Annotated in this window: 19 protein-coding genes; all 19 read left to right on the forward strand. The window is 62.9% G+C overall.

Annotated features, from left to right (window positions below; translation table 11 throughout):
* Nucleotides 1-5: 5 nt before the first annotated feature.
* The 19 genes from nuoG to cyoD all read left to right on the forward strand — a co-directional run bounded on the left by nuoG (nt 6) and on the right by cyoD (nt 19,846).
* Nucleotides 6-2,387, forward strand: a complete 2,382-nt coding sequence (nuoG, locus tag LDO41_RS18010) for an NADH-quinone oxidoreductase subunit NuoG (protein ID WP_223990669.1) — start codon at nt 6-8, stop codon at nt 2,385-2,387.
* Nucleotides 2,388-2,413: 26 nt separating this feature from the next.
* Complete coding sequence (gene nuoH / locus LDO41_RS18015) at nt 2,414-3,478, forward strand: NADH-quinone oxidoreductase subunit NuoH (protein ID WP_223990671.1); 1,065 nt, start codon at nt 2,414-2,416, stop codon at nt 3,476-3,478.
* 17 nt (nt 3,479-3,495) lie between these two features.
* Nucleotides 3,496-3,987, forward strand: coding sequence for an NADH-quinone oxidoreductase subunit NuoI (gene nuoI / locus LDO41_RS18020; RefSeq protein WP_109581656.1), 492 nt, complete (start codon nt 3,496-3,498; stop codon nt 3,985-3,987).
* 153 nt (nt 3,988-4,140) lie between these two features.
* The gene (locus tag LDO41_RS18025; RefSeq protein WP_223990673.1) at nt 4,141-4,791 is read left to right on the forward strand and encodes an NADH-quinone oxidoreductase subunit J; all 651 of its coding nucleotides are present in this window, start codon (nt 4,141-4,143) and stop codon (nt 4,789-4,791) included.
* Nucleotides 4,792-4,807: 16 nt separating this feature from the next.
* The gene (gene nuoK, locus LDO41_RS18030; protein ID WP_223990676.1) at nt 4,808-5,113 is read left to right on the forward strand and encodes an NADH-quinone oxidoreductase subunit NuoK; all 306 of its coding nucleotides are present in this window, start codon (nt 4,808-4,810) and stop codon (nt 5,111-5,113) included.
* Between the two features lie 61 nt (nt 5,114-5,174).
* On the forward strand, nt 5,175-7,286 hold the full coding sequence (nuoL, locus tag LDO41_RS18035; protein ID WP_223990679.1) for an NADH-quinone oxidoreductase subunit L: 2,112 nt from the start codon (nt 5,175-5,177) through the stop codon (nt 7,284-7,286).
* A 27-nt stretch (nt 7,287-7,313) separates the two neighbouring features.
* Nucleotides 7,314-8,780, forward strand: coding sequence for an NADH-quinone oxidoreductase subunit M (locus LDO41_RS18040; RefSeq protein WP_223990681.1), 1,467 nt, complete (start codon nt 7,314-7,316; stop codon nt 8,778-8,780).
* Nucleotides 8,781-8,801: 21 nt separating this feature from the next.
* Nucleotides 8,802-10,277, forward strand: a complete 1,476-nt coding sequence (nuoN, locus tag LDO41_RS18045) for an NADH-quinone oxidoreductase subunit NuoN (protein WP_223990683.1) — start codon at nt 8,802-8,804, stop codon at nt 10,275-10,277.
* A gap of 33 nt (nt 10,278-10,310) precedes the next feature.
* On the forward strand, nt 10,311-10,619 hold the full coding sequence (locus LDO41_RS18050; RefSeq protein WP_223990685.1) for a DUF2818 family protein: 309 nt from the start codon (nt 10,311-10,313) through the stop codon (nt 10,617-10,619).
* A gap of 48 nt (nt 10,620-10,667) precedes the next feature.
* Nucleotides 10,668-11,294 (forward strand): NUDIX domain-containing protein, encoded by a 627-nt coding sequence (locus LDO41_RS18055; RefSeq protein WP_223990687.1) that lies wholly within the window; start codon nt 10,668-10,670, stop codon nt 11,292-11,294.
* A gap of 123 nt (nt 11,295-11,417) precedes the next feature.
* Nucleotides 11,418-11,927 carry a DUF1178 family protein gene (locus tag LDO41_RS18060; protein WP_223990689.1) on the forward strand — a complete coding sequence of 170 codons (510 nt, stop codon included), beginning with the start codon at nt 11,418-11,420 and terminating at the stop codon, nt 11,925-11,927.
* 114 nt (nt 11,928-12,041) lie between these two features.
* Nucleotides 12,042-13,244, forward strand: a complete 1,203-nt coding sequence (locus tag LDO41_RS18065; RefSeq protein ID WP_223990691.1) for an acyl-CoA dehydrogenase family protein — start codon at nt 12,042-12,044, stop codon at nt 13,242-13,244.
* 13 nt (nt 13,245-13,257) lie between these two features.
* The gene (locus tag LDO41_RS18070) at nt 13,258-14,388 is read left to right on the forward strand and encodes an acyl-CoA dehydrogenase family protein (protein ID WP_223990693.1); all 1,131 of its coding nucleotides are present in this window, start codon (nt 13,258-13,260) and stop codon (nt 14,386-14,388) included.
* A gap of 21 nt (nt 14,389-14,409) precedes the next feature.
* Nucleotides 14,410-14,859, forward strand: coding sequence for a MaoC family dehydratase (locus LDO41_RS18075; protein WP_223990695.1), 450 nt, complete (start codon nt 14,410-14,412; stop codon nt 14,857-14,859).
* A 50-nt stretch (nt 14,860-14,909) separates the two neighbouring features.
* Nucleotides 14,910-15,389, forward strand: a complete 480-nt coding sequence (locus tag LDO41_RS18080) for a MaoC family dehydratase (protein ID WP_223990697.1) — start codon at nt 14,910-14,912, stop codon at nt 15,387-15,389.
* Nucleotides 15,390-15,883: 494 nt separating this feature from the next.
* Complete coding sequence (gene cyoA / locus LDO41_RS18085) at nt 15,884-16,852, forward strand: ubiquinol oxidase subunit II (protein ID WP_223990699.1); 969 nt, start codon at nt 15,884-15,886, stop codon at nt 16,850-16,852.
* An 8-nt stretch (nt 16,853-16,860) separates the two neighbouring features.
* Nucleotides 16,861-18,834 (forward strand): cytochrome o ubiquinol oxidase subunit I, encoded by a 1,974-nt coding sequence (gene cyoB, locus LDO41_RS18090; protein WP_223990700.1) that lies wholly within the window; start codon nt 16,861-16,863, stop codon nt 18,832-18,834.
* A gap of 4 nt (nt 18,835-18,838) precedes the next feature.
* Nucleotides 18,839-19,483, forward strand: coding sequence for a cytochrome o ubiquinol oxidase subunit III (gene cyoC / locus LDO41_RS18095; protein WP_223990702.1), 645 nt, complete (start codon nt 18,839-18,841; stop codon nt 19,481-19,483).
* Nucleotides 19,484-19,846 carry a cytochrome o ubiquinol oxidase subunit IV gene (gene cyoD, locus LDO41_RS18100; protein ID WP_223990704.1) on the forward strand — a complete coding sequence of 121 codons (363 nt, stop codon included), beginning with the start codon at nt 19,484-19,486 and terminating at the stop codon, nt 19,844-19,846.
* The last annotated feature ends 113 nt before the right edge of the window (nt 19,847-19,959 follow it).

Raw genomic sequence — 19,959 nt, forward strand, 5'->3', positions numbered from 1 at the left:
AGAACATGGTTGAACTCGAGATCGATGGCAAGAAGGTAGAGGTTGCTGAAGGCAGCCTCGTGATGGAAGCGGCCCGCAAGCTGGGCACTTACATTCCGCACTTCTGCTACCACCGCAAGCTGTCCATCGCGGCGAACTGCCGCATGTGCCTGGTCGAAGTGGAAAAGGCGCCCAAGGCGCTGCCCGCCTGCGCCACGCCGGTGACCCCGGGCATGAAGGTCTACACGAACTCTGAAAAAGCCGTCAAGGCGCAGAAGTCCGTGATGGAATTCCTACTGATCAATCACCCACTCGACTGCCCGATCTGCGATCAGGGCGGCGAATGCCAGCTGCAGGATCTGGCGGTGGGCTACGGTGCATCGGAGTCGCGCTACAAGGAAGAGAAGCGTGTGGTGTTCCACAAGAATGTGGGCCCGCTGATCTCCATGGAAGAGATGACGCGCTGCATTCACTGCACGCGCTGCGTCCGCTTTGGCCAGGAAGTGGCCGGCGTGATGGAGCTCGGCATGCTGAACCGCGGCGAGCATTCGGAAATCACGACGTTCGTCGGTCAGACCGTGGATTCGGAACTGTCCGGCAACATGATCGATCTGTGCCCGGTCGGCGCGCTGACCAGCAAGCCGTTCCGCTACTCGGCCCGTACGTGGGAGCTCGCACGCCGCAAGTCGGTGTCGCCGCACGATGGCCTGGGCGCCAACCTCGTGGTGCAGACCAAGAACCAGCGCGTGATGCGCGTGCTGCCGCTCGAGAACGAAGACGTCAACGAGTGCTGGATCTCGGACAAGGATCGTTTCTCGTACGAAGGCCTGAACAGCCAGGACCGTCTGACCCGTCCGCTGCTGAAGCAGGGCGGTCAATGGATGGAAACCGACTGGCAGACCGCGCTCGAGTACGTGGCCAACGGCCTCGCCAGCATCAAGCGTGACCATGGCGCGGACCAGATCGCCGCGCTGGCCAGCCCGCACAGCACGCTCGAAGAGCTGTACCTGCTGGGCAAGTTCATGCGTGGCATCGGCAGCGACAACGTCGACTTCCGCCTGCGTCAGTCCGATTTCTCGGCCAAGCTCAACGGTACGCCGTGGCTGGGCCTGCCGGTGGCCGACGTATCGGCGCTGCAACGCGTGCTGGTGATCGGTTCCGCGCTGCGCAAGGATCATCCGCTGCTGGCCGCGCGTCTGCGCCAGGCTGGCAAGAAGGGCGCCCGCGTGGCCGTGTTGGGTGCCGGTGGCGAAGACCTGCTGATGCCGCTGGCCGCACGGGTTGACGTGGCGCCGTCGGGCTGGACCGCCGCGCTGGCCGGTATCGCCAATGCGATCGCCGCCGCCAAGGGCGTGGCCGCACCGGCAGGTGTCGCTGGTTTCGATGCCGACGGATCGGCAAACGACGGTGCCAAGAAGATTGCCGACGCGCTGCTGTCCGGCGAACGCCGCGCGGTGTTCCTCGGCAACGAGGCCGTGCGTCACCCGCAGTTCTCGGCGCTGCACGCGCTGGCACAATGGATCGCCACGGAAACGAATGCAACGCTGGGCTTCCTGACCGAAGCGGCCAACACGGTCGGTGGTTATGTGGCCGGCGCGCTGCCGCAACAGGGCGGCGCCAATGCCCAGGCGATGTTCGACACGCCGCGCAAGGCATACGTCGTGCTGAACGCCGAGCCGGAATTCGATACCGCTGATCCGCGCAAGGCTCTGGCCGCGCTGAACAACGCCGGTACCGTGATCGTGCTGTCGGCGTTCCGCTCGGACGCCGCGCTGCAATACGCTGACGTGATCCTGCCGGTGGCACCGTTCACCGAGACCGCTGGCACGTTCGTGAATGCCGAAGGCACGGCTCAGAGCTTCAACGGCGTGGTGCGCGCGCTGGGCGAATCGCGCCCGGCGTGGAAGGTGCTGCGCGTACTCGGCAACATGCTGGACGTGCCGGGCTTTGACTTCGATACGGCCGAAACCGTGCGTGACGAGGTGTTGGCCAAGGCGGTTGCGCCGATGCTGAACAACTCGACCGACGCGCAGATCAAGGTCACGGCCGCCGCGGCTGGCGGCGTCGAGCGTATTGCCGATGTACCGATCTATCACGCCGACCCGATCGTGCGCCGTGCCGATTCGCTGCAGCTGACCGCTGCCGCGCGCCGCGCGCTGCAAGTAGGCCTGTCGTCGGATCTGTTCGACAAGCTGGGCGTGCAGGTGGGCGATCCGGTGCGCGTGACCCAGGACGGTGGCAGCGTGGTGTTGCCCGCCGCGCTGGAAAACACGCTGCCGGCGAACACGGTGCGCGTGTCGGCCGCGACGGTTGCCGCCGCGAGCCTCGGCGCGCTGTTCGGCACGGTCACGGTAGAGAAGGCAATCGATCTGTCCGCGGGCCAGAAGGCCGCGGCGGTCACCGCCTAAGCGAATAAGAAGAGCGAGAACGCAACATGATCGATTGGATTACCTCGCAAGGTCACGCCATCTTCGGCAGCGTCTGGACGCCGCTGTGGATCCTGATCCGCGCCGTGGTCATTGTGGTGCCGCTGCTGCTGTGCGTGGCTTACCTGATTCTGTGGGAACGCAAGCTGATCGGCTGGATGCACGTGCGTCTGGGCCCGAACCGCGTGGGTCCGCTGGGCCTGCTGCAGCCGATTGCCGACGTGCTGAAGCTGCTGCTGAAGGAAGTCATGTTCCCGACGCAGGTCAGCCGTGGCATGTACATCATCGCCCCGCTGATGGTGCTGATGCCGGCCGTGGCGGTGTGGGCGGTGGTGCCGTTCCAGGCCGAAGTGGTGATGGCCAACGTGAATGCCGGCCTGCTGTACGTGATGGCGATCAGCTCGGTTGGCGTCTACGGCGTGATTCTGGCCGGCTGGGCCTCGAACTCGAAGTACGCGTTCATCGGCGCGATGCGCGCCGCCGCGCAGATGGTGTCGTATGAAATCGCGATGGGCTTCGCGCTCGTCACGGTGCTGATGGTGGCCGGCAGCCTGAACCTGTCGGCGATCGTCAACAGCCAGAACACCGGCTACTTCGCCAACATGGGCATCAACATCCTGTCGTGGAACTGGCTGCCGCTGCTGCCGATGTTCGGCGTCTACTTCATCTCGGGCGTGGCCGAAACCAACCGCCACCCGTTCGACGTGGTGGAAGGCGAATCGGAAATCGTGGCCGGTCACATGATCGAGTACTCGGGTATGGCGTTCGCGCTGTTCTTCCTGGCCGAGTACATCAACATGATCGTCATCTCGACGATGACCTCGCTGCTGTTCCTCGGCGGCTGGGCACCCCCGTTCTCGAGCTTCATCACGAACGCCATCCCGGGCTTCTTCTGGCTCGTGTTCAAGGTTTTCCTGCTGTTGTCCGTGTTCATCTGGATTCGCGCTTCGTTCCCGCGCTACCGTTACGACCAGATCATGCGCCTGGGCTGGAAGGTGTTCATTCCGCTGACCGTGGGCTGGCTGATCATCGTGGCGATCTGGATCAAGTCGCCGTGGAACATCTGGCACTGAATTAGGAAGCAATCGTCATGCTGACCACGATCAAGGACTTTTTCGCAAGCCTGCTCCTGAAGGAACTCTTCAAGGGCATGGCACTGACCGGCCGCTATCTCTTCGCGCGCAAGGTTACCGTCCAGTTCCCCGAAGAGAAGACGCCGATCTCGCCGCGTTTCCGTGGCCTGCACGCGCTGCGCCGCTACCCCAATGGGGAAGAGCGCTGCATCGCCTGCAAGCTGTGCGAAGCGGTGTGCCCGGCATTGGCCATCACGATCGAATCGGATGTGCGTAACGACGGCACGCGCCGTACCACGCGCTACGACATCGATCTGACCAAGTGCATTTTCTGCGGCTTCTGCGAAGAGGCGTGCCCGGTGGATGCGGTCGTCGAGACCCACCTGCTCGAGTACCACGGCGAGAAGCGCGGCGACCTGTACTTCACGAAGGACATGCTGCTGGCAGTGGGCGACCGCTACGAGCCGCAGATTGCAGCCGCCAAGGCAGCCGACGCGAAGTATCGCTAAGCACGCGCGGCCAAGCGTCACAAGCCGTATTTAGTCTTACGAATCAGGAGGCCCCGGCAATGTCCGGGGCCGCCAACAGAAGGATGCCGCAGCCAGGCGGGACACCCGTGGGGTGCCCTGTGCGAAGCGCGGCGAAAGAATCCGACACGGACCATGGAACTCACGACCACCATCTTCTATGTCTTTGCCCTGGTGCTGGTGCTCTCCGCACTGAAAGTCATCACGGCCAAGAACCCGGTGCATGCAGCACTGTTCCTCGTACTGTCGTTCTTCACGGCCGCCGCCATCTGGATGCTGCTGAAGGCGGAGTTCCTGGCGATCCTGCTCGTGCTGGTCTACGTGGGCGCCGTGATGGTGCTGTTCCTGTTCGTGGTGATGATGATCGATATCGACATCGAGCACCTGCGACGGGATTTCTGGACGTATGTGCCGATGGCTTCGGTGGTCGGCGCGCTGATCATCGCGGAAATGGCGATCGTGCTGGTGCGCAACTTCGTCGGCACCACCGCGCCGGTGGTGGCGGCGGGCACGCAGGACCCGAACTATTCGAACTCGGCCGCGCTGGGCAAGCTGATCTACACCGACTACATCTACGCGTTCGAAGTGGCCGGCATCATCCTGCTGGTGGCGATCATCGCGGCCGTGGCGCTGACGCTGCGCCGCCGCAAGGATGCCAAGGGCCAGGATATCTCCGCCCAACTGCGCACGCGTCGTGACGATCGCGTCCGCCTGGTGAAGATGCCGGTCCAGAGTGCCCAAGCCCGGGCGGAAGCGGATGCTTCGGCCGCCGCAAACAAGAACTAAGCCCGGAGAATTCGCTGTGCTCTCTCTCGCTCACTTCCTCGTGCTTGGTGCGATTCTGTTCGCGATCAGCATCGTTGGCATTTTCCTGAACCGCAAGAACGTGATCGTGCTGCTGATGGCGATCGAGCTGATGCTGCTTGCGGTGAATATCAACTTCATCGCCTTCTCGCATTACCTGGGCGATCTGGCTGGACAGGTTTTCGTTTTCTTCATCCTTACGGTGGCCGCTGCCGAGTCGGCAATCGGTCTGGCAATTTTGGTCGTGCTGTTCCGTAACCTGGACACGATCAACGTCGACGACATGGATACCCTCAAGGGCTGATCCGTGCCGAACCACGTTACCAACCAAGACCGCTCACCGACCGCACACCAATAAGCGTCCTATGGCAACCACGCTCAACCCTAACCTGCTGCTGGCGATTCCGCTGGCGCCGCTCGTCGGCGCCACGATAGCCGGTCTGTTCGGTACCAAGTTCTTCGGCCTGTTCTCCTCGGATTCGCGTGGGGGCCGCATCGTCGCCCACACCGCGACGATCCTCGGCGTCGCCATCGCCTGCGTGCTCTCGCTGCTGGTGCTGCGCGACGTGATGGACGGCGCGGGCTACAACGCCACCGTGTACGAGTGGATGAACATCGGCGGCCTGAAGCTCGAGGTCGGTTTCCTTGTGGACTCGCTGACCGCGATGATGATGGTGGTCGTCACCTTCGTCTCGCTGATGGTGCATATCTACACCGTCGGCTACATGCAGGGCGACCCCGGCTACAACCGTTTCTTCGCCTACATCTCGCTGTTCACGTTCTCGATGCTGATGCTCGTGATGAGCAACAACTTCCTGCAGCTGTTCTTCGGCTGGGAAGCGGTGGGCCTCGTCTCATATCTGCTGATCGGTTTCTGGTACACGCGTCCGACCGCGATCTTCGCGAACATGAAGGCGTTCCTGGTCAACCGCGTCGGCGACTTCGGCTTTATCCTCGGCATTGGCCTGCTGCTGGCCTACAGCGGCAGCATGAGCTACGCGGACGTGTTCGCGGCGCGCGAAAAGCTGGCGGCCGTGATCTTCCCGGGCACCGACTGGATGATGCTGACCGTGGCCTGCATCTGCCTGTTTATCGGCGCGATGGGCAAGTCGGCGCAGTTCCCGCTGCACGTATGGCTGCCTGACTCGATGGAAGGCCCGACCCCGATCTCGGCACTGATCCACGCGGCCACGATGGTGACCGCGGGTATCTTCATGGTGGCGCGCATGTCGCCGCTGTTCGAGCTGTCGGACACCGCGCTGTCGTTCGTGCTGGTGATCGGCGCGATTACCGCGCTGTTCATGGGCTTCCTGGGCATTATCCAGAACGATATCAAGCGCGTGGTCGCGTACTCGACGCTGTCGCAGCTCGGTTACATGACCGTGGCGCTGGGCGCTTCGGCTTACTCGGTGGCGGTGTTCCACCTGATGACCCACGCGTTCTTCAAGGCACTGCTGTTCCTTGGCGCGGGTTCGGTCATCATCGGCATGCACCACGATCAGGACATCCGCAATATGGGTGGTCTGCGCAAGTACATGCCGATTACCTGGATCACGTCGCTGGTGGGTTCGCTGGCGCTGATCGGTACGCCGTTCTTCTCGGGCTTCTACTCGAAGGACTCGATCATCGAGGCCGTCGCGGAATCGCACATCGCGGGTTCGGGCTTCGCGTACTTCGCGGTGCTGGCCGGTGTGTTCGTTACCGCGTTCTACTCGTTCCGCATGTACTTCCTCGTGTTCCACGGCGAAGAGCGTTTCGGCAAGGCGCATGCACATGATGCGCATGACGATCACGCGCACCATGCTCATGACGATCACTCGCATGACGACGATCATGGCCACGACGAGCATCATGGCCTGGCCCCGGGCCAGAAGCCGCACGAGTCGCCGTGGGTCGTGACGCTGCCGCTGGTGCTGCTGGCAATCCCGTCGGTCATCATCGGCGCCATCGTGATTGAACCGATGCTGTTTGGCGACTTCTTCAAGCACGGTGTGGCGTTCAAGGAAGTGATCTTCGTCGGCGAGAACCATCACGCGATGGAAGAGCTGCGCGAAGCGTTCCACGGCTGGGTGCCGATGGCGCTGCACTCGCTGACGACGCCGGTACTGTGGCTGGCCATCGCCGGTGTGGTGCTGTCGTGGTTCTTCTACATGAAGCGTCCGGATATTCCGGCCGCGCTCCAGCGCCGCTTCTCGGGCCTGTACAAGCTGCTGGACAACAAGTACTACATGGACGCGTTCAACCAGGCAGTGTTCGCGCGTGGTGCGCGCGTGCTGGGTACGGGTCTGTGGAAGGGTGGCGATCAGGGCCTGATCGATGGCCTGCTCGTGAATGGCTCGGCGCGTGTCGTGGCGACGTTCGCCGCGGCCAGCCGATACCTGCAGTCCGGCTACATCTACCACTACGCGTTTGCAATGATCGTCGGCATGCTGGTGCTGCTGACGCTGACGATCACTGGCGTGATCGGCACCAAGTGATAGGCACCGATTAAGGAAAACAAGGAAATGGTTCTGTCTTTCGCTATCTGGCTGCCTATCTTTTTCGGCTTGCTGGTCCTCTTCTTCGGCTCGGACAACAACAAGTGCTTCGTGCGCTGGGTGTCGTTGTTCGGCGCCGTGCTGAGCTTCATCGTCACGCTGCCGCTCGTGTTGCACTTCGAGCCGGGTACCGCCGCGATGCAGTTCGTCGAGCAGTCGATGTGGATCGAGCACTTCAAGATTCAGTACCACCTCGGGGTGGACGGTATCTCGATGTGGTTCGTCGTGCTGACTGCGTTCATCACCGTGATCGTCGTGATCTCCGCCTGGGAAGTGATCACCGAGCGCGTGGCCGAGTACATGGCCGCGTTCATGATCCTGTCGGGCCTGATGATCGGCGTGTTCTCGGCGCTGGACGGCCTGCTGTTCTACGTGTTCTTCGAAGCCACGCTGATCCCGATGTACATCATCATCGGCGTGTGGGGCGGCCCGAACCGTGTGTACGCGGCCTTCAAGTTCTTCCTGTACACGCTGCTCGGTTCGCTGCTGACGCTGGTTGCACTGCTGTACCTCTACACCAAGACCGGTTCGTTCGAGATCCTCGAATGGCATCAGGCCAAGCTGTCGATGCAGGAGCAGATCGCACTGTTCCTCGCATTCTTCATGGCGTTCGCGGTCAAGGTGCCGATGTGGCCGGTGCATACCTGGCTGCCGGATGCCCACGTGGAAGCACCGACCGGCGGTTCCGTGGTGCTGGCGGCGATCATGCTGAAGCTGGGCGCCTACGGTTTCCTGCGGTTCTCGCTGCCGATCGCGCCGGACGCGAGCCACACGCTGGCCCCGTTCATCATCACGATCTCGCTGATCGCGGTGATCTACATCGGCCTCGTGGCACTGGTGCAGGCGGACATGAAGAAGCTGGTGGCGTACTCGTCGATTGCTCACATGGGCTTTGTCACGCTGGGCTTCTTCATCTTCAACGACATCGGCGTCGAGGGCGGCATCATCCAGATGATCTCGCACGGCTTTATCTCGGGTGCGATGTTCCTGTGCATCGGCGTGCTGTATGACCGCGTGCACTCGCGCCAGATTGCCGATTACGGCGGTGTCGTGAACACGATGCCGAAGTTCGCGGCGCTGTCGGTGTTCTTCGCGATGGCCAACTGCGGCCTGCCGGCGACGTCGGGCTTCGTGGGCGAGTTCATGGTCATCCTGGGCGCCGTCAAGTACAACTTCTGGATCGGCCTGCTGGCCGCCACGGCCCTGATTCTGGGCGCGGCGTACTCGCTGTGGATGGTCAAGCGCGTGATCTTTGGCGACATCGTGCATCAGCACGTGCGCGAACTCGTGGACCTGAACAAGCGCGAGTTCTTCATGCTCGGCCTGCTGGCGATCATGACGCTGTACATGGGCCTGTATCCAAAGCCCTTTACCGATGTGATGCACGCCTCGGTGGCGAACCTGCTCACGCACGTCGCGCAGTCCAAGCTGTAAGCGGGGGAGAGAGAAATCAACATGCAAGCGTCTTCTAGCCTGGCCCCCGTGGCGCCAATCATTTTTCTCGCGATCGCGATTGCCGCGGTCAACTGGATCGACCTCGCGCGCGGCCAGGGCCGCCAGAGCGTGGCGTACCCGCTCTCGTTGCTGACCACGCTGGTGCTGACCGTCTGGTTCGGCATCAACGCCAGCCACGGCGAGACGCACTACGCGTTTGCCAATCTGGTCGTGGTCGACCCGATGGCCAACGTGCTGGCAGCTTTCTGCTCGTTAGGTCTGCTGGTCACGCTGATCTACACGCGCCGTTATCTGCAGGACCGCGACATGTTCGCGGGCGAGTTCTACATGCTCGCGCTGTTCACGCTCGGCGGCCAGATCGTGATGATCACCGGCAACAACTTCCTGACCCTGTACCTCGGTCTGGAACTGCTGTCGCTGGCTTCGTACGCGCTGGTGGCACTGCGCCGCGAATCACGCGTGACGTCGGAATCGGCGATGAAGTACTTCGTGCTGGGCGCGCTGGCTTCGGGCTTCCTGCTCTACGGCGTGTCGATGATGTACGGCGCGACCGGTTCGCTGAACCTCGGCGAAGTGTTCCGCGTGGTCGAATCGGGCCGCGTCAACACGACGATGCTCGCGTTCGGCGTGGTATTCATCGTGGCGGGCCTGTCGTTCAAGCTCGGCGCGGCACCGTTCCATATGTGGATTCCGGACATCTACCAGGGTTCGCCGACCGCGGTCACGCTGCTGATCGCCGGTGGTCCGAAGGTGGCGGCGTTCGCGCTGATGGTCCGCGTGCTCGTGGATGGCCTGCTGCCGCTGGCCACCGACTGGCAGGCGATGCTGGTAGTGCTGGCGGTGATTTCGCTGGCCATCGGCAACCTGACCGCGATCGTGCAGACCAACCTCAAGCGGATGCTGGCGTACTCGACCATCTCGCATATGGGCTTCGTGCTGCTGGGCCTGCTGTCGGGCGTGGCGGGCGGCTCGGCTGCCGGCGCGGCCGAGGCCTACAGTGGCGCGATGTTCTACTCGATTACGTACCTGCTGACGACGCTCGGCACGTTCGGCCTGATCCTGCTGCGCACCGGCAAGGGCTTCGAGGCGGAAACGCTCGACGACCTGAAGGGCATGTCGCGCCGCAACCCGTGGTTCGCGTTCCTGATGCTGGTGATGATGTTCTCGCTGGCCGGCATTCCGCCGATGGTGGGTTTCTACGCCAAGCTGGCGGTGCTGGAAGCGGTGGTCAAGTCGGGTATGACGTGGCTGGCCGTGGTGGCCGTGCTGTTCTCGCTGATCGGCGCGTTCTACTACCTGCGTGTGGTCAAGCTGATGTACTTCGATGCGCCGGCCGGCGAAGAGCCGCTGGAAGCGACGGCGGGCCTGCGCGGCGTGCTGAGCATCAATGGCCTGGCCGTGATCCTGCTGGGTCTGTTCCCCGCGGCGCTGATGAACCTGTGCTATCAGGCCATCCGCGCATCGCTGGGTTCGTAACTCGCTGACATCGACAGAAAGGACAGGCCAATCGTGAGTGCATCCGCTGGCGGTTGGTTTGTCATCTTGCTGGCACTGGTCTGTGCCAATCTACCGTTTATCAACCAGCGGCTGTTCGGTGCGATCGCGCTGAAGTGGGCACGCAAGCCGATGTGGCTGCGCGTGATCGAGCTGCTGGTCTGGTACGCCGTGGCGGGTGCCGCGGGCTTTGCCGTCGAGGCGAGCCTGGGCAATTCGTTCCCGCAAGGCTGGCAGTTCTACGCGATTACCGGCTGCATGATGCTGGTCTTCGCGTTTCCCGGCTTTACCTGGCAATACCTGGTCAAACACCGCGCGGCTTGAGCATCAGGTGACATACGGTGCCCGGGCCCGCAACTACCCGGAGCGCGCATGACGAAGAAGATCGACGACCCCACGACCGCATCGGATGATGGGCTGCGGGAACACCCGGTCGCCTCGGCCACCCTTCATCGCGGCAAATTCCTCACGCTCAAGCAGGACATCGTGCGCCTGCCGGACGGCAAGCAGGCCGGCCGCGAGTACGTGCTGCATCCGGGCGCGGTCATGATGATTCCCCTGTTCGACGATGGCACGGTGCTCATGGAGCGCCAGTTCCGCTATCCGATCGGCGAGGTCATGCTCGAATTCCCCGCTGGCAAGCTGGATCCGGAAGAGGGCGCGCAACGCTGCGGCGAGCGCGAGCTGATCGAGGAAACCGGCTATCGCGCGGCGCGCTGGGACTATCTGACGCGCATCCATCCCGTTATCTCGTACTCGACCGAATTTATCGACATCTTCCTCGCACGCGATCTGACCGAGGGCGTGGCCGAACTCGACGATGGCGAGTTTCTGGAAACGTTTATCACGCCGGCCGGGCAGATCATCGACTGGGTGCGGCAGGGGCGCATTACCGACGTCAAGACCATCATCGGCGCGTTCTGGCTGGAGAAGGTGCTGTCGGGAGCATGGCAGCCGGGCGAGCAGACCCTTGCGCCGTTGCCGGGGCGGCCAGCCTGACACCCGGAACCCTGCTAAGCTTGCGTTCCACAAACGGTCGTCGATGACGATAGAAAAAAATTAGCACGACCGTTCACAAATTTTCGATTCACGGCTACTATTGCCCGACGGGCTGGAAAGATCATGAAGGTGCTCGACCTGCGCTGTGCGCAAGACCATCGTTTCGAGGGCTGGTTCGCCTCGGAGGAAGATGCGCAATCGCAGATTGCACGCGATCTGGTCCAGTGCCCGGTCTGTGGCGACCATGCGGTCAGCCGCCTGCCGAGCGCGCCGCGCCTGAATCTGTCGGGCGCGACCGCGCCGACGGGCGGTGGTGGCAACCAGGGCGGCAAGCAGGTTGGCACGCCGGCTGGCAAGCAGAGTGGAGAGGGTGGCGGGGGTTCCGAGGAAGCGCGACAGGCGCTGCAGGCCCTGCAGTCTCACTATCTGAAAGCCGTGCGGCAGGTGCTGGCACAGACCGAGGACGTTGGCGACCGCTTTGCCGAAGAGGCGCGGCGCATGCACTACGACGAGGCGCCGGAACGCGGTATTCGCGGTCAGGCATCCCGGGAGGAAGTGCAGGCGCTGGCTGAAGAGGGCATCGACGCCTTTCCGCTCGTAGTGCCGGATGCTTTGAAGCAGACGGCGCACTGAACGCATCCTGTGTCCTGGCGAATGCAATGAGGCCGGCGCAGCGATGCGCCGGCCTCATTCGTTTACACATTCGCAGAACACGCCGGCCCCGAGCCGGCGCCACAGGAGACAGGCATGGACCTCAACTACACGGCGGCCGACGATGCCTTCCGCGAGGAAGTGCGCGGCTGGCTGGAAGCCACCTTGCCCGCGGACATTCGAGCCAAGGTACTCAATCACCGCCGGCCCAATCGCGACGACTTCGTGCGCTGGCACAAGCTGCTCGCGGGCAGGGGCTGGTCCGCGCCGCACTGGCCGGTCCAGTATGGCGGCACCGGGTGGAACGCGACCCAGCGCCATATCTGGGACGAGGAATGCGCGCGCGTGGGCGCGCCCGGCGTGCTGCCGTTCGGCGTGGCGATGGTCGCACCGGTCATCATGAAGTTCGGCAACGACGCGCAGAAGTCCTACTACCTCCCGCGTATTCTCGATTGCACCGACTGGTGGTGCCAGGGCTATTCCGAGCCGGGCGCCGGCTCCGACCTGGCCTCGCTGAAGACGCGTGCCGAACTGACGTCCGACGGCAGGCATTACATCGTCAACGGCCAGAAGACGTGGACCACGCTGGGGCAGCATGCGGACATGATCTTCTGCCTGGTGCGCACCGATCCCGAGGCCAAGAAACAGGAGGGCATCTCGTTCCTGCTGATCGACATGAAGACGCCGGGCATTACCGTGCGGCCGATCGTCATGCTCGACGAAGAGCGCGAGGTCAACGAGGTGTTCTTCGACAACGTGCAGGTGCCCGTGGAGAATCGCGTCGGCGAGGAGAACCGCGGCTGGACCTACGCCAAATACCTACTTGGCCATGAGCGCACGGGCATTGCGCGCGTGGGCAACTCCAAGCGCGAGCTCGGCTTCCTCAAGCGTCTGGCGCGGCAGCAGCAGAAGAATGGCCGGCCACTGCTTGAAGACCCGGTGTTCGGCGCGAAGGTGGCGGCGCTGGAGATCGAACTGATGGCGCTGGAGATCACGGTGCTGCGCGTGGTGTCGAGCGAGGCGGCGGGCAAGGGCCCGGGGCCCGAGGCGTCGATGCTCAAGATCAAGGGTACCGAGATCCAGCAACTGCTGACCGAGCTGATGGTCGAGGCGGTGGGGCCGTATGCGCAGCCGTTCGACACGGCCTACCTCGAGTGCGAACACGAGCATGCGGTGACCGGCTTCGACGATGCCGCGCCGCTGGCCGCGTACTACTTCAACTACCGCAAGACTTCGATCTACGGCGGTTCCAACGAAATTCAGAAGAACATCATCAGCCAGATGATTCTGGGGCTGTGAGGAGACACGCGATATGGACTTCAACCTGAGCGACGAACAGAAACAGCTGGCCGATGCGGTGCACCGCTTTATCGACCGGAGCTACGACTTCGAATCCCGCCGCGCGGCCTATCGTTCGGAGGCTGGTTTCAGCGACCAGGCCTGGGGCGCGCTGGTCGAGCTGGGCCTGACCGCGCTGCCGGTGCCGGAAGCGCAGGGCGGGTTCTCGGGCACGGCCGTCGACATGATGGTGGTGCAGCAGGAACTGGGGCGCGGGCTCGTGATCGAGCCGTACCTGGCGACCGTGGTCGCCGCGCATGCGCTCAAGCTGGCGGGCGGGCAGGAGGCGCTGCTGGAACAGGTGGCGGGCGGCGAGGCCAGGCTGGCGGTGGCCTTCAACGAGCCCGAGGCGCGCTATGCGCTGAACCACGTGCGCGTGACCGCAAAGGTCAGTGGCGGCGAGGGTCGGCTCGATGGCCGCAAGGTGGTGGTGATCCACGGCGCGCAGGCGGACAAGCTGGTGGTGTCGGCCCGTACCTCGGGTGCCGACGCGGATGAGGCCGGTATCTCGCTGTTCGTGGTCGATCGCCATGCGGCTGGCGTGGCGGTGCGGGACTATCGCACCATCGATAACCTGCGCGCGGCCGATATCACGTTCACCGATGCGCCGGCGACGCTGCTCGGCACGGCGGGGCAGGGCTGGGAGATCCTCGAGGCCACGGCCGACTACGCCGCGGTGTTGCTGTGCGCGGAGGCGGTGGGCATTATCGACGCGCTGAATGCCGCGACGCTCGAGTACGCCAAGACGCGTCAGCAGTTCAATTCGCCGATCGGCCGCTTTCAGGCGCTGCAGCATCGCATGGTCGAGATGTTCATTCATGCCGAACAGGCGCGCTCGATCACGGTGCTGGCCGCGGGACGCTTCGACGAGGCTACGCCGGAGGAACGCCGCCGCTTCGTGTCCGCCGCCAAGGCGCGCGTCGGGCAGGCCGCGCGCGCGGTGGGGCAGGAGGCCGTGCAGATTCATGGCGGCATGGGCGTGACCGACGAACTGCCGGCCGCGCATATGTTCAAGCGACTGACGCTGATCAACACCACGTTCGGTGACGTCGATCATCACGTCGGACGCTTTGCGCGGCAGCCGGGCTTCCAGCAGGCGGCCTGATCGACAACCGGGGGAGAGTCCATGCGTCCGATCTACTTCGAAGACTACGTCGTCGGTAGTGAACACCATCTGGGCAGTTACACCGTCACCGAGGATGAGATCGTCGCGTTCGCACGACAGTATGATCCGCAGCCGTTTCACGTCGATCGCGCGGCGGCGGAACATAGCATCTACGGTGGGTTGATCTCGAGTGGCTGGATGACGTGCGGCATCATGATGCGGCTGCTCGTGCAATACATGCCGCCCGAGACCGCCAGCATGGGCTCGCCCGGTGTCGATGAAATCCGCTGGCTCAAGCCGGTGTTCGCGGGCGACACGCTGAGCGTGGTGCTCGAAGTTCTGGAGGCGCGGCCGTCCTCCTCAAAGCCTGATCGCGGCATCGTCCATACCATCTGGCGCGCCACCAATCAGCGGGGCGAGCCAGTCTGCACCGTCAAGGGCATGGGCATGTACGGCCGCCGGCCGGCCTGAAGCGTTTCATCTTTACTCACCCTCATCTTCACCTTCAACGCGGAGACCCCATGCGTACGATTGCCACGCTGGAAGAACTGGAAAGCCTGCAGGGCCAGGAAGTGGCCGTCAGCGACTGGATCGAGATCACGCAGCATCAGGTCAACCTGTTTGCCGATGCGACCGGCGATCATCAGTGGATTCATGTCGACGTGGAACGCGCAAAGCGCGAGTCGCCGTTTGGCGCGCCGGTGGCGCATGGCTTTCTGACGCTGTCGCTGTTGCCGCAGTTCATGCACAACGCGCTGAAGTTCGAGAACACCAAGGTGGCCGTGAACTATGGGCTCAATCGCGTGCGGTTCACCTCGCCAGTGCCGGTGGGCAGCCGGTTGCGGGCGCGCATCAAGTTGCAGAAGGTGGAGCGGCTCGACCCGTTGCCGAATGCGCCGGAGCTGGTCGGCGGGCAGGCTTACTGGGACGTCACGATCGAGCGCGAAGGTTCGGATCGTCCGGTATGCGTCGCGGAATCGATTACCCGCCGTTATGGTTAACGGCGCGTAGAAGTTAGTGCTGTAGGGCGGGCCGCGGGCCCGCCAAATATGTAGAAAATCGCCACCAGGCGCGCGCTCGGAATCAAAAAGTAAGCGGACCGTAAGGTTTTCGTAATTGTCCGTTTTACAGAACAGTGTTTCCGTACCCCGTGGGTTTACCCTCAAACTTGCGTTGCGGTACAGTCGCGCCCACGATGCTTTACGTATTGCGATCTCTGCTCAAAAAAACGTGCGCGCAGCGCTGGCGCGCCCGGATGGTAACAGCAGACATGGCAAAGACATCGTGAATCGTTGCAGCCCCTCGGGCGCGCAACGGTTCGGGCAGTCCTCCACCTCAGCGCACGCCACCGCCTCTCCGGCGCCACGCGCACGCAGTCGTCAGTCGCTGTCCACGTCCTCCGGTTTTTACCTTGCTCAGCCCGCCTCCTGCCCCGTGCATCAGGCAGTTGAAGCCGCGTGCTCTCAGGCCGTGGCACAACCAGACCGTCGTGACAATGAAAACACCTAGAATGCCGCGCCTGATGCGGTTCCTGCCTTGCCTGGGCCTGCTGTTGCTGGCCGGCTGCAACCTGACGCTGATGGACCCGAAAGGGCAGGTCGGCGTGGACATCAAGGGCATCATCCTGATTGCCACCTGGCTCATGCTGCTGGTGGTGGTGCCCGTGATCATTCTGATCGTGGTCTTTGCCTGGAAGTATCGCGCTAGTAATACTTCGGCAACTTACGATCCCGACTGGTCGCACTCGACCAAGATCGAGGTCGTGGTCTGGTTGATCCCCTGCCTGATCATCATCGCGCTGGGCATCATCACGTGGCGCTCGTCGCACGAGCTCGATCCGTACAAGCCGCTCGAGTCCAACGTCAAGCCGATCACCGTCGAAGCCGTGGCGATGAACTGGAAATGGCTGTTCATTTATCCGGAACTGAAGATCGCGACGGTCAACCAGCTCGCGCTCCCGGTGAACACGCCCGTGAATTTCAAGATCACGTCGGATTCGATCATGAATTCGTTCTTCATCCCCGCGCTGGGCAGCCAGGTGTACGCCATGGCGGGCATGGAGACCAAGCTGCATCTGATCGCCAACGAAGCCGGTACCTATGACGGCATGTCGGCGAACTACAGCGGCGGCGGTTTCTCGGGCATGAAGTTCAAGACCCTCGCCATGTCGAACTATGACTTCGACGCCTGGGTCGCCAAGGTCCGCGCATCGTCGGAGCAGCTCGGCGCGGAAGGTTACAAGGAGCTCGCCAAGCCGAGCGAAGCCGTGGCCGTGACGTACTACGGCAAGGTCGATAACGACCTGTATCACGGCGTCCTGCACCAATACATGGACAAGAGCGGTCGTGCCGTAGCCCGTGAAGGCTTCGACGGCGGCCCTGTCTGCACGTCGCGCAACACGATTGGCGACGAACAGGTGTCCATGACCACGCCGGCCAAGCCGGCCGTGGGCGCGCAATCCTAGGAGCAACGATGTTTGGCAAATTGAGTCTGTCGGCGATTCCGTTTCATGAGCCGATCATCATGGTGACGCTGAGCGCGGTAATGCTCGGCGGTCTGGCGCTTTGTGGCGGCATCACCTATTTCAAGAAATGGAACTACCTGTGGCGCGAGTGGATTACGTCCGTCGACCACAAGAAGATCGGCGTGATGTACTCGCTGGTCGCGCTGATCATGCTGCTGCGCGGCTTTGCCGACGCGCTGATGATGCGTACCCAGCTGGCGGTCGCCACCGGCGGCAACACGGGCTTCCTGCCGCCCGAGCATTACGACCAGATCTTTACCGCCCACGGCGTGATCATGATCTTCTTCGTGGCCATGCCGCTGATGACGGGTCTGATGAACCTCGTGGTGCCGCTGCAGATCGGCGCGCGCGACGTGGCGTTTCCGTTCCTGAACACGCTGTCGTTCTGGCTGTTCGTGGCCGGCGCGCTGCTGGTCAACGTGTCGCTGGGCGTCGGTGAATTCGCGCGCACGGGCTGGCTGGCCTATCCGCCGCTGTCGGGTCTGGACTTCAGCCCGGGCGTGGGGGTGGACTATTACCTGTGGTCGCTGCAGATTTCCGGTCTCGGCACGCTGCTGACCGGCGTCAACTTCCTGGTGACCATCCTGAAGATGCGCGCCCCGGGCATGACGCTGATGCGCATGCCGGTGTTCACGTGGACCGCGCTGTGCACGAATGTGCTGATCGTGGCCGCGTTCCCGGTGCTGACCGTGTCGCTGGCCCTGCTGGGTGCGGACCGTTACCTGGACATGCACTTCTTCACCAATGACGGTGGCGGCAACGCCATGATGTACGTCAACCTGATCTGGATCTGGGGTCACCCCGAGGTCTACATCCTGGTGCTGCCGGCGTTCGGTATCTTCTCGGAGATCATCGCCACGTTCTCGGGCAAGAAGCTGTTCGGCTACAAGTCGATGGTGTACGCGACCAGCGCGATCATGGTGCTGTCGTTCATCGTCTGGCTGCACCACTTCTTCACGATGGGCTCTGGCGCCAACGTGAACGCGTTCTTCGGTATCACGACCATGATCATCTCCATCCCGACCGGGGTGAAGATCTTCAACTGGCTGTTCACGATGTACCGTGGCCGCGTGCAATTCACGTCGCCGGTGCTGTGGACGCTGGGCTTCATGATCACGTTCGTGATCGGTGGCATGACCGGCGTGCTGATGGCCGTGCCGGCCGCCGACTTCGTGCTGCACAACAGCCTGTTCCTGATCGCCCACTTCCACAACGTGATCATCGGCGGCGTGCTGTTCGGCTACCTGGCCGGCATCACCTACTGGTGGCCGAAGGCGTTCGGCTTCAAGCTGAACGAGCGTCTGGGCAAGTGCGCGTTCTGGTGCTGGATCCTCGGTTTCTACTTCGCGTTCATGCCGCTGTACGTGCTGGGCCTGATGGGCATGACCCGTCGTCTGAACCACACCGACAATCCGGCCTGGACGCCGTGGCTGCACCTTGCCGTGGTCGGCGTGGTGTTCGTGGCGCTGGGTATCTTCTTCCAGGTGCTGCAGATCGTGGTGTCGATCCGCGACCGCAAGAAGCTGGCCGACGTGACCGGCGACCCGTGGGGCGGCCGCACGCTCGAGTGGGCTACCTCGTCGCCGCCGCCGTTCTACAACTTCGCGCACACCCCGGTGGTGCGTGACCTGGACGCGTTCGCCGACATGAAGGCGCGTGGCGAGAAGCCGCGTACCGACGGTTACGAGCAGATCCACATGCCGAAGAACACGGGCGCCGGCTTCTACATGGGTGCTTTCAGCCTGGTGCTGGGCTTCGCGCTGACGTGGCATATCTGGTGGCTGGCCATCGCGGGCCTGATCGGCATGGTGGTGTCGTTCATCTTCCGCGCGAACGACGACCATATCGACTATTACGTGCCGGCCGCCGAGGTCGAGCAGATTGAGACGCAACAGCTGCAGCGCGTTGCTTCGGGGGCCTGACACCATGACGACTGAAGTCCTGGACCGTTTTGGGGCGCAAGCCCCCGCGCATGACCATGCGCATGACGACGCGCACGACCATGCGCATCACGACACCGGCGAGAACACGATCTTCGGGTTCTGGCTGTACCTGATGAGCGACTGCATCTTGTTCGCGTGCCTGTTCGCCGCATTCGCCGTGTTGCGCGGCGAAGTGGCGGGTGGCCCGTCGGGCAAGGAGCTGTTCGAGCTCAACTACGTGCTCGTGGAAACCTTCATCCTGCTGTTCTCGTCGATCACCTACGGCATGGCCATGGTGTCGCTGCAGAACAAGCAGAAGAGCCGCGTGATGGGCTGGCTCGCCGTGACGTTCCTGCTGGGCGCGGCGTTCATGGTGATGGAAATCAACGAATTCGCGCATCTGATTCACGAAGGCGCGGGTCCGAATCGTAGCGCGTTCCTGTCGTCGTTCTTCACGCTGGTGGGCACGCACGGCCTGCACGTGGCCAGCGGCATGCTGTGGATGCTCGTGCTGATGTATCAGCTGACGACCAAGGGCATTACCCCGGCCACCACCAAGCGCCTGATGTGCCTGAGCCTGTTCTGGCACTTCCTGGACGTCGTGTGGATCGGCGTCTTCACCGTGGTCTACCTGATGGGAGCAATGTAAATGGCCCAGCATCAATCCAGCCATGCCGCGCATGGCGATTCTCACGGTGCCGCCCACGGCCACGCTTCGGTCAAGTCGTATGTGATCGGCTTCGTGCTGGCGGTGATCCTGACGGTGATTCCGTTCAAGCTCGTGATGGACGGTTCGATGGACCGTGCCACGATGCTGTGGGTCATCCTCGGCATGGGCGTGGTGCAGATCGTCGTCCATCTGAAGTTCTTCCTGCATCTGGACAGCTCGAACGAACAGCGCGGCAACGTGATCGCGTTCCTGTTCACCGTGCTGATCCTGTTCATCGTGCTGGCCGGCTCGCTCTGGATCATGCACAACATGAACGCCAACATGATGCCGATGGCGCATTGACGCGTTAGCGGGCAATCGGAAAAAAAGCCGTTCGGTGCAAGCCGAACGGCTTTTTTCTTTGGTGCGCGCATCGGTCCGATCTGGCCGATTGCTGAAACTGTCTTACTTCGTCA

The sequence above is a fragment of the Cupriavidus pampae genome, assembly GCF_914271485.1.
Taxonomy (GTDB): Bacteria; Pseudomonadota; Gammaproteobacteria; order Burkholderiales; family Burkholderiaceae; genus Cupriavidus; species Cupriavidus pampae.